The organism is Microcoleus sp. C2D2 (assembly GCF_036702495.1).
Taxonomy (GTDB): Bacteria; Cyanobacteriota; Cyanobacteriia; order Cyanobacteriales; family Microcoleaceae; genus Microcoleus.
On record NZ_JAUBTO010000113.1, the window covers coordinates 19538 to 28220 of the forward strand.

Sequence of the window (8683 nt, forward strand, 5' to 3'; positions counted from 1 at the left end):
AGATGAAAATGGATAGACGCTGATTCACGCAGATTTAGATCGCGCTTTCGGTTTTGGTGGTAGGCTGGGAATGTGGGGTTTAGCGGAAGGGCGATCGAGGTTATGAATGGACGCTGAAGAACTTTTAGAAAGATATGCCAAAGGTGAACGAAAATTTCATAATGAACGGTTAAGTGGGGTAGACCTTAAAGGTTCCGATCTGAGTGGTATTGACCTACAGGGTGCTAATTTGACGGGAACTGATTTGAGTGGCACAAACCTAACAGATGCGATTTTTTACGCTGTTAATTTGAGTCGGGCATCCTTGACAAGTGCAAACATGAGTGGAATACGTTGTGATTCAAGTAATCTAAGTTTAGCAGAACTCAACGGTGCAAATTTGAGTAAAGCAAATCTGAGTAGTTCCAACTTGACTAATGCTAATCTTGACAAGGCAAATCTGACTGGTGCAAACCTAACAGCTACTAACCTAAATAGAGCCTTCTTGTTTCAGGCAGATTTAAATAGAGCTAACTTGACTAACGCTAATCTGACTGGAGCAAACCTGGCTGAAGCAAATTTAACTGCAACAATTCTAAGTGGTGTACAATTCTTAGAGGCAAAGCTCAAGGGTTGTAAACTCAGGGCTGTCAATTTGCAAAAAAGCAATTTGTCAGGAATTAAGTTGATAGATGTAGATTTAAGTGTGGCAAACTTGGAAGAAGCTAACCTTAAAAAAGCCTGTTTCCAAGGTGCGAATCTAGAAAGATCAAATCTGCAAGGAGCAAACTTAATGGGAGCAAATTTAAGGAGAGCCAACTTGAAAAAGGCAGACTTAACTAACGCAAGAATTTATGGCTGGAATATCGAAAATGCAGACTTCACTGGTGCTACAATGCCGGATGGAGAACTCTACCAGCCAGAAACCTCTGACGGAGAAATCTACCAGCCAGAAACTTCGGAAAAATTACCCCAAAAAGTGACATCTATGACACGCAAAATTATTCGTACTGACAAAGCACCGGCACCCGTGGGTCCTTACAATCAAGCCATTGCCGCGACGGGCACTATGCTGTTTGTAGCTGGCCAAATTGCGATCGACATTAGACTAAACGATATTGTCTACACCGACGACGTGGCAAAACAAACCGAACAAGTTATGGCAAATCTCGAAGCGATTCTCACAGAAGCCGGCGCTACTTGGTTGGATGTGGTAAAAACTACGGTTTTCCTCAAAGATATGAATGATTTTGCCGCAGTGAATGCGGTTTATGCGAAATATTTTGATGCGGAAACTGCACCGGCGCGCGCTTGTGTGGAAGTTTCGCGTTTGCCGAAAGATGTGTTAGTTGAGATTGACTGTATTGCAGTTATTTGATTTCATCTTCTTTTAGATGTCAGACTTTTTCCAGAAGTCGGGCATCTGGATATTCTGTTTTTTTAATGTTTTTGCAGTTGGGAAATTTGAATTTTCGGCAATTCTTTCCATTCGGGTTCAATGGGTGAGTAGCAACAGTAGCACACCGCTAAACAGTCGTATTCAGCATTCGGAATTTCAGGCGTGTACTCTTCTACGCGCGAAACCTCCCAATCTCCCCAGCGAACGTGAGTGCTGGCAGCAGGGAATTTAGGATCGGCACTCTCCTTAAATTGGGCAAAGTTTCGCAGGCGATCGCCCGTTTGAGGCAGAGGTTTGTCTGAGTAGTCGTAGTGTTCTGCTAGGATGCTCGTAAGAGCACCCGTATGGGAAAGCAGTCTATCCTCCCATCCAGGGGAAGAAAGCGATTCAGTTTTGAAAACGATCAACCGTTTTGGCATTGATTTATTCCTCTCTCTCTTGTTCGGGTTCGTATGGACTCGGTGGAAACTCTGTCAACCCTTCAAAGACACAATCAACCTTAAGTATCGAATCGTTGGTTTTTTCTCATCGGATTAATTCCCATCCCTGACGCTTGGCCATTCGATCGCATTTCTCTGGATCGGTTGCACTATGACGGCTAATATTCTCTTCGGGATCGTAGCGAGGTCTTGAGGTCATCTTTATCTGCGTTTTTCTACAGACGCTGATGAAAATCCAACCTGCTATCTTCACCTGTAATGTCTGCGGTTTACAAGCCTATATCGTATCATTTATAGTAACTAAGCTGTTGCGGCATTTAAATTGTATGTCAAAACAAATCAAAGTCTTGTGGGGTGGGCGTCCCGCCCGCCCTGAATATATAGTTTAAATGCGCGACAGCTTACCTAAGCATACTTTATATTTTTTTGAGTCCCCGCTCTGCTGGGACTTCATTTATGCAGTTGCGGTTTCAACCGCCGAGGGTAAAGTGCGCGACTCTATTAACTTCTACAGCCGATCGCACAAAGTCGATCTGTCGCTGTCGCGCACCCTACTCCTAAATAAATCTGAAACAATCAGATTTAATCTCAATTAGCAATTAATAATTACTAATTGCCAGTTACCAATTAGCAATTAGCAATTACTCTACAAGCAATTACCAATTACCAACTCTAAACTATTTATTCAGCGCTTCGCGGGCGGCTACCGCTTCGTCGGGATGAATGTTCAAGCGGGTCAAATTAATTCGACCTTTGTTGTCAATTTCTCGCACTTTGACAATCACTTCATCGTTCACAGCTAACTCGTCTTCCACTTTCCCGACGCGGTAGTCCGCTAACTGGGAAATGTGAATCATGCCTTCTTTTCCTGGCAAAATTTCCACAAAAGCGCCGATCGGAATAATTCGAGTTACGCGGCCGACATACACGTCTCCTGCATTCAACTTGCGCGTCATGCCTTGGACAATGTTGTAAGCCCGCTGAGCTTTTTCGCTGTCGTTGCCAGCAATTGTCACGGTTCCGTCGTCTTCGATGTCTATTTTGACACCGGTTTCTTCGGTGATGGCTTTGATCGTTTTGCCACCTGGCCCAATTACCAAACCGATAAATTCTGGATCGATTTTCAGGGTTAGCAAACGCGGTGCAAACGGCGACATTTCCTTGCGGGGAGTGTCGATGGTTGCCAGCATTCTTTCTAAAATGTGCAGTCTGGCCGGTTTGGCTTGGCGGATGGCGGTGGCAATCACATCTAAGGGCAAACCTTTGATTTTCATGTCCATCTGCAAAGCAGTAATCCCGGTGTCGGTACCGGCTACTTTGAAGTCCATGTCGCCTAAAAAGTCTTCAATTGCCTGAATGTCAGTCAAAATTCGGACTTCATCGCCTTCTTTAATTAAGCCCATTGCCGCGCCGCTGACGGGTTGGGAAAGGGGAACGCCTGCATCCATTAATGCTAGCGTTGAGGCGCAAACTGAACCCATTGAGGTGGAACCGTCGGAAGAAAGGATTTCTGAAACTACGCGAATCACGTAGGGGAAATCTTCTTTGGATGGCAAAACTGGCAGTAAAGCGCGTTCTGCGAGGGCTCCGTGACCGATTTCTCGGCGTCCGGGCGATCGCATCGGCTTGGTTTCTCCTACCGAAAACGGCGGGAAATTGTAGTGATGCAGGTAGCGTTTGTCTTGCTGCGGGTGCAAGTCGTCTCCTAAGTCTTGGGCGTCGCCTGGGGTTCCCAGGGTAGCTGCGGACAAGACTTGGGTTAACCCCCGATTAAACAACGCACAGCCGTGTACTCGCGACGGCAGCACGCCTACGCGACAAGAAACGGGTCGCACCTCGTCTAGCTTGCGGCCGTCTACGCGGACGCCATCTTCGAGGATTTGCTGGCGCATGATTTTTTTGGTAACGTCTTTGAAAACGTTGCCGATCGCCTTGCTGTTGGCGGTGGCCGCTAGTTTTACCGGGTCCTCTTCCGGGAGTTCGGCGATCGCAGCTTCTACTTCATTTGCCTTAACTTCGTCCAATGCTGCATTCCGCTGATTTTTGTCTTGTTCAAATTTAGACAAAATGATGCGGATTGGGGCTTGGGCGCGATCGCGAATAAAGTTTTCCAGCGCCGAGTCTAGGGATGGCCGTTCCTCTACCACCAAATCGATCCCCAGTTCCGCCATAATTTCGCGCTGGGCTTGAATCAAGTCACAGGCTGCTTCATAGCCGAAGTCGATCGCCTCGATGATATCCTGTTCCGGCAATTGGTTAGCGCTGGCTTCCACCATGATTACTCCATCAGGAGAACCGGCTACCACCAGATCCAACTCGCCTTCTTTGATTTCGCTGTAGGTGGGGTTGATGATGAAATCGTCCCCTACCAAACCGACTCGCACTGCCGCCATCGGCCCGTAAAACGGCATTTTCGCCAGCAGTATCGCCACCGAAGCCCCCGTCACCGCCAAAACGTCCGGCGGCACTTGTTCGTCCATCGACACCGTTGTTGCTACAACTTGGATGTCATCTCGCAGCCAGCTTGGAAATAGCGGGCGCAGCGGTCGATCGATCAAACGACCAGTCAAAGTCACTTTTTCGGGGGGACGCCCTTCCCTGCGCAAAAATCCACCGGGAATTTTACCGCCAGCGTAGAGTCTCTCTTCGTAATCCACCAACAGGGGCAGGAAATCAATTCCTTCTCTCCCCTGCGATCGAGTCGCTGTCACTAAAACCGCCGTGTCACCTGACTGAATCAAAACTGCACCGCCTGCTTGAGGCGCTAGTAAACCAATCTTCAGTCTAATATCCCGTCCATCGAAGGATATTGACTTGTCTATCTCTACCATGTAGCACTGCTTCCTTATCTACCACATTCTTTCTCTGTCGGGATCGTAACATTACCACAGGAGGTTTGAGAGTCCGACGCCAAAAGACAGGGATAATCGCCTGGCGATCGACTGTCTGCGTCTGGCTTGTAAGCATTTATACTCGAAATTATTTTTTGCAGTCTCGGGTCGATTCTCCGGTCGATCGCCCGCTAAACGCCTGCCATAGATGGTACGATGAATTTTCATTTGGGAATTGGGACGTTGAAGGAAGAAGAAGGAAGAAGGAAGAAGGAAGAAGGAAGAAGGAAGAAGGAAGAAGGATTTAGTTATCTAGGACAGGGAAGAAGCGGTAAGGTCCGCACGGCTCACCTACATATACAGGTTCTACCTAATTCCTGTCTGGCTCAAAATATCCTTTGTTTGTTGAAAATTTTATTCATAAATCCCATATAAAGGCTGTAGTCATTCTCGCAATTAAATAAAAATATCAGGGTAAAAAAAATGGCAATTTTACACGGCAGTTGGCTACTTGAAAAGGAGAAAAGTTGCTTATTTATTTGGGGAGAAACTTGGCGAAAAGTGGGGGCAATTCACACCGTAGAATCGGGGGTAAATCTACCGCATCCCTTAGCAATGACCGAAGCTGAAATTAAGACTTTCCTAACTTCCTTGCAGCAGTCGGGAAAACTCAACTGGCAATTACCGGAAACCGCAGAAACTCCACCGGAAAAAAGCAAAAAAAATAGGCGGTCGCCCCAAACTCAAAATGTAGAAATTACCGCCAAAAACTCCTCAATTCAAAGGGAAATTCGGGCGATCGCACTTCCCACACAAATCTCAGAATCGAACGCAAATCTGATGCCGCAGCACTCAGCAGCAGCACTTGAGGAACAGGCTAAAATCGAGGAAATTTACCTTTATCCCTGGCAAGTCGAGGGTTTTTGTCTGGACTCTCAAGCAGCTTTTGTTTTCTTGCAATCACTACCGCTTAACAGCACGGAACCAGACTCTTTTGTCGGCTCAGATTTGCGTTTTTGGTCTCATATTGCTAGGTGGAGTTTGGATTTGTTGGCAAGATGCAAATTTTTGCCGGGATTGGAGAAACAGTCCGACGGTTCTGCTATTGCCAAATGGCAACCTCTGTTAGACAGTTCTACAGACATACTCCGCCTCGCCACTTTTGTTAAGCAAATGCCGACGGCTTGCCGAACATATCAATCGAAGGAAGAAGGAAGAAGGAAGAAGGAAGAAGGAAGAGGGAAGAAGGAAGAAGGAAGAGGGAAGAAGGAAGAAGGAAGAGGGAAGAAGGAAGAAGGAAGAGGGAAGAAGGAAGAGGGAAGAAGGAAGAGGGAAAATTATCCGCTCTCCCCACTTTAAACTCAAAATTCAAAATTGAAACCTGACAACTATTCCTCACACTACACTCCCCACAAGCTGCTTAGCGGCAAGTGCGATATTTGACGTGATAAACTAAACCGCGATGAGCCAAATCGAAGGAGTCAACGGTGGCCATGCCGGCACCGCGGGCTGTCATCGCAGCATTTACTCGCATATTTACACTGTCGCCGCAGCGAGACCAAACATTAGCTACAGTGGCTAAGCTATCTCGAACATTGTAGTTAGTTTCCCCGCTCAAATTCCGATTAAAAACTGGACCGCGGGCTCCAGCGAAAAAGTATTCTGCTCGCAGGTTGCCTGTGGTTTTAGGAGCAACGTAGCCGCGGTAATCAGCATCGTAGATAGAAATTTGGTAGCCTTGGGGTACTTTGATGGGAATGCTGAGATTGCAGCTTTTCCGGCTTTCTGTTGAGACATTTCCCTGGGCTGCAAACTTATCAAATAGGATGGTGAGTTCTTGACCGTCGGGGCTGACGCTGACGCTGGCGGAGCGATCGGGGCAACCGCTACCGCCGTAGCTTGCACCTAAAATTTGAACTGCCGGATTAGCAAAGGCGGGGCTGATAGAAGCTGTCATTAATGCCGTAGCTAGCAATAGTTTTACAAACTTCATGGATGTTCTCCTTAATAAGTTAAGTTGTGTGTTTGGAACCCTTTAAGGAATTGAAGCTAAGTTTAGGTAAGCTTCTTTAAACTTGGATTGGGCAGTCTTCATGTTGCAAGATGAAAAGCCTGTCAAGCCAAGCTGATGACCTTAAGTGCATTACCTGTATCGGGTTTTTTCGATTAATGAATTCATCGAAACAATAGGTTTTATGCTGACACTTTCTAAGATTCGTATCTGTTGGTGACACTTCCGGAAGATTTCGGCGGGAAACTCCGGATCTGTTTTAAAGGGCTTGGACGGAGGGCGAGACAGCGAGGCAGACCAGCGGGGAGGCTTTTGGACGCGGATCTGCGTTCCCAGGAAGAGCGCGGGAAGGAGAGGAAACGAGAGAATGACATATTTGTGTATTTTCAAACCTCGCATAGTTAGTGTGGCGCTGCGCCCAAAAAAGGCAAGTGTAGAAGCGAATTTTCTGCGCGCGGTATTCGTGTTTTAAATACGGGTTTGATATAAGTAGTCCTGGACGCAGGGGCGGCTATAAACCGGGTTTTTTTCGCGTCAAGAGTGCGTCCGGGACTGATAAGTTAGAATAAAGCAGATTAATTGTTAAAAAAAAATGAGTGCTAAAGTTACTGTCATCGACCATCCTTTGATACAGCACAAGTTAACTCTAATGCGGCAAACTCAAACGAGCACGGCGAAATTTCGCCAACTGCTGAAAGAGATTGGGATGCTGCTAGCCTATGAAGTGACGCGAGATTTGCCGCTAAAATACGAACAAATAGAAACGCCGATCGCAAAAATGAATGCACCGGTGCTGGCTGCGTCCAAGAAAATTGTTATTATTTCGATTATGCGCGCCGGTCAGGGATTGTTAGATAGTATTTTAGAACTGATTCCGTCTGCGAGGGTAGGACATATTGGTTTGTACCGCGAGCCGACAACTCGGATGGCGATCGAATATTATTTCAAAGTTCCCCAGGATATCGAACAGCGAGATGTTTTAATTGTCGATCCGATGCTGGCTACTGGTAATTCAGCAGTGGCGGCAGTGGATAGGCTGAAAGAAGTTAATCCGAAGTCTATTAAGTTTTTGTGCTTGCTGGCGGCGCCGGAGGGACTTAAGCACTTTCACGAACAACACCCTGACGTGCAGATTTATACGGCGGCAGTTGACGAGTGTTTGGACGAGCACGGCTATATTGTACCCGGACTCGGAGATGCAGGCGATCGGCTTTACGGCACTATGTGAATTCAATAAAATTATTTTGGGCTGTATATGCCAATACATTCGTTTAAAAGTAAGTTTTCTAACATAAGCAGTGGTTTGATAGTGCCAGACAATGTAAATTGTAAGATTTTAATGTCAGGGAAAGCCTATATATAGCAAGGGTTGTAGGATTTTCTTAGGTTAAATTCGTAAATTGCATTATCTCAATGTATTTACTGCATTTTATGGGTAATTTCTCTGCCTTTAGTGTAATTAATCGCAGGAATTAGTTCATAAAATAGATGTATGATGCTCACCGTTTTTGATCGACTACTAACATTTTTTGGACGAGGAAAAAAGAATGGAAACTACAGCACAGAAAGAAGCCCCACTTCAGCCTGTTGAGGAATTGAAAATTAACAATATCAACAGTTTGGAGTTTGAGCTTTGGGCTAAAGCGGTGAAACGGCAGATGATTGCAGCACTCTCCAAAAAGGGCGCGATTTGACATCTCTGGTTTTTTTTTGCGCAAGTTGTGTTAATTAAATTAACAAAATTTTTGTCTGCATTGTTGTCCGATCTCGATAGGAGGGAGGGGAAGAGTTTTGAGATTTCGCCTCTTTCGGAGTTGCGGGAGGGGAGAAGAAAGCATTTTCCTTTTTTCTAGTTTTGGACGCATGGGTGACCCGAAACCGGGTTTTTTTACGAAAATACTTCTGTTGCAATCGGCAGAAACGGTAAAAAAACCCGGTTTCTTGGTTTGACACTCCCCGACCTGAAGGTGCGGGGATTCTAGTTTCACAGTCGTTGCTTGCCTTTGCAGGTCTTACGACCAAC

General features: G+C 46.1%; 9 protein-coding genes. 5 read left to right on the forward strand and 4 right to left on the reverse strand.

The features are described from left to right. Positions 1–106: 106 nt before the first annotated feature. Positions 107–1357 carry a Rid family detoxifying hydrolase gene (locus tag QUB61_RS28115; RefSeq protein WP_333132430.1) on the forward strand — a complete coding sequence of 417 codons (1251 nt, stop codon included), beginning with the start codon at positions 107–109 and terminating at the stop codon, positions 1355–1357. Between the two features lie 62 nt (positions 1358–1419). On the opposite strand, the gene QUB61_RS28120 is transcribed toward QUB61_RS28115, so the two are convergent. The 3 genes from QUB61_RS28120 to QUB61_RS28130 all read right to left on the reverse strand — a co-directional run bounded on the left by QUB61_RS28120 (position 1420) and on the right by QUB61_RS28130 (position 4877). Then, entirely contained in the window at positions 1420–1797 is a 378-nt protein-coding gene (locus tag QUB61_RS28120; RefSeq protein ID WP_333132431.1) for a hypothetical protein, read from the reverse strand. A 698-nt stretch (positions 1798–2495) separates the two neighbouring features. Beyond that, positions 2496–4649: a polyribonucleotide nucleotidyltransferase gene (locus QUB61_RS28125; RefSeq protein ID WP_333132432.1), complete on the reverse strand. Its 2154-nt coding sequence runs from the start codon at positions 4647–4649 to the stop codon at positions 2496–2498. 51 nt (positions 4650–4700) lie between these two features. Beyond that, positions 4701–4877 carry a hypothetical protein gene (locus QUB61_RS28130; protein WP_333132433.1) on the reverse strand — a complete coding sequence of 59 codons (177 nt, stop codon included), beginning with the start codon at positions 4875–4877 and terminating at the stop codon, positions 4701–4703. Here QUB61_RS28130 and QUB61_RS28135 point away from each other — a divergent pair. Next, positions 4866–5084: a hypothetical protein gene (locus tag QUB61_RS28135; RefSeq protein ID WP_333132434.1), complete on the forward strand. Its 219-nt coding sequence runs from the start codon at positions 4866–4868 to the stop codon at positions 5082–5084. The genes QUB61_RS28130 and QUB61_RS28135 overlap by 12 nt on opposite strands. A gap of 48 nt (positions 5085–5132) precedes the next feature. Further along, positions 5133–6008 carry a hypothetical protein gene (locus QUB61_RS28140; RefSeq protein ID WP_333190213.1) on the forward strand — a complete coding sequence of 292 codons (876 nt, stop codon included), beginning with the start codon at positions 5133–5135 and terminating at the stop codon, positions 6006–6008. A gap of 61 nt (positions 6009–6069) precedes the next feature. On the opposite strand, the gene QUB61_RS28145 is transcribed toward QUB61_RS28140, so the two are convergent. Next, positions 6070–6642: a DUF4360 domain-containing protein gene (locus QUB61_RS28145; RefSeq protein ID WP_333135852.1), complete on the reverse strand. Its 573-nt coding sequence runs from the start codon at positions 6640–6642 to the stop codon at positions 6070–6072. Between the two features lie 610 nt (positions 6643–7252). Between QUB61_RS28145 and upp the strand changes: the two genes are divergently transcribed. Both upp and QUB61_RS28155 read left to right on the forward strand, forming a co-directional pair. Further along, positions 7253–7888 carry a uracil phosphoribosyltransferase gene (upp, locus tag QUB61_RS28150; protein WP_333135854.1) on the forward strand — a complete coding sequence of 212 codons (636 nt, stop codon included), beginning with the start codon at positions 7253–7255 and terminating at the stop codon, positions 7886–7888. A 319-nt stretch (positions 7889–8207) separates the two neighbouring features. Next, complete coding sequence (locus QUB61_RS28155) at positions 8208–8354, forward strand: hypothetical protein (protein ID WP_333135857.1); 147 nt, start codon at positions 8208–8210, stop codon at positions 8352–8354. The last annotated feature ends 329 nt before the right edge of the window (positions 8355–8683 follow it).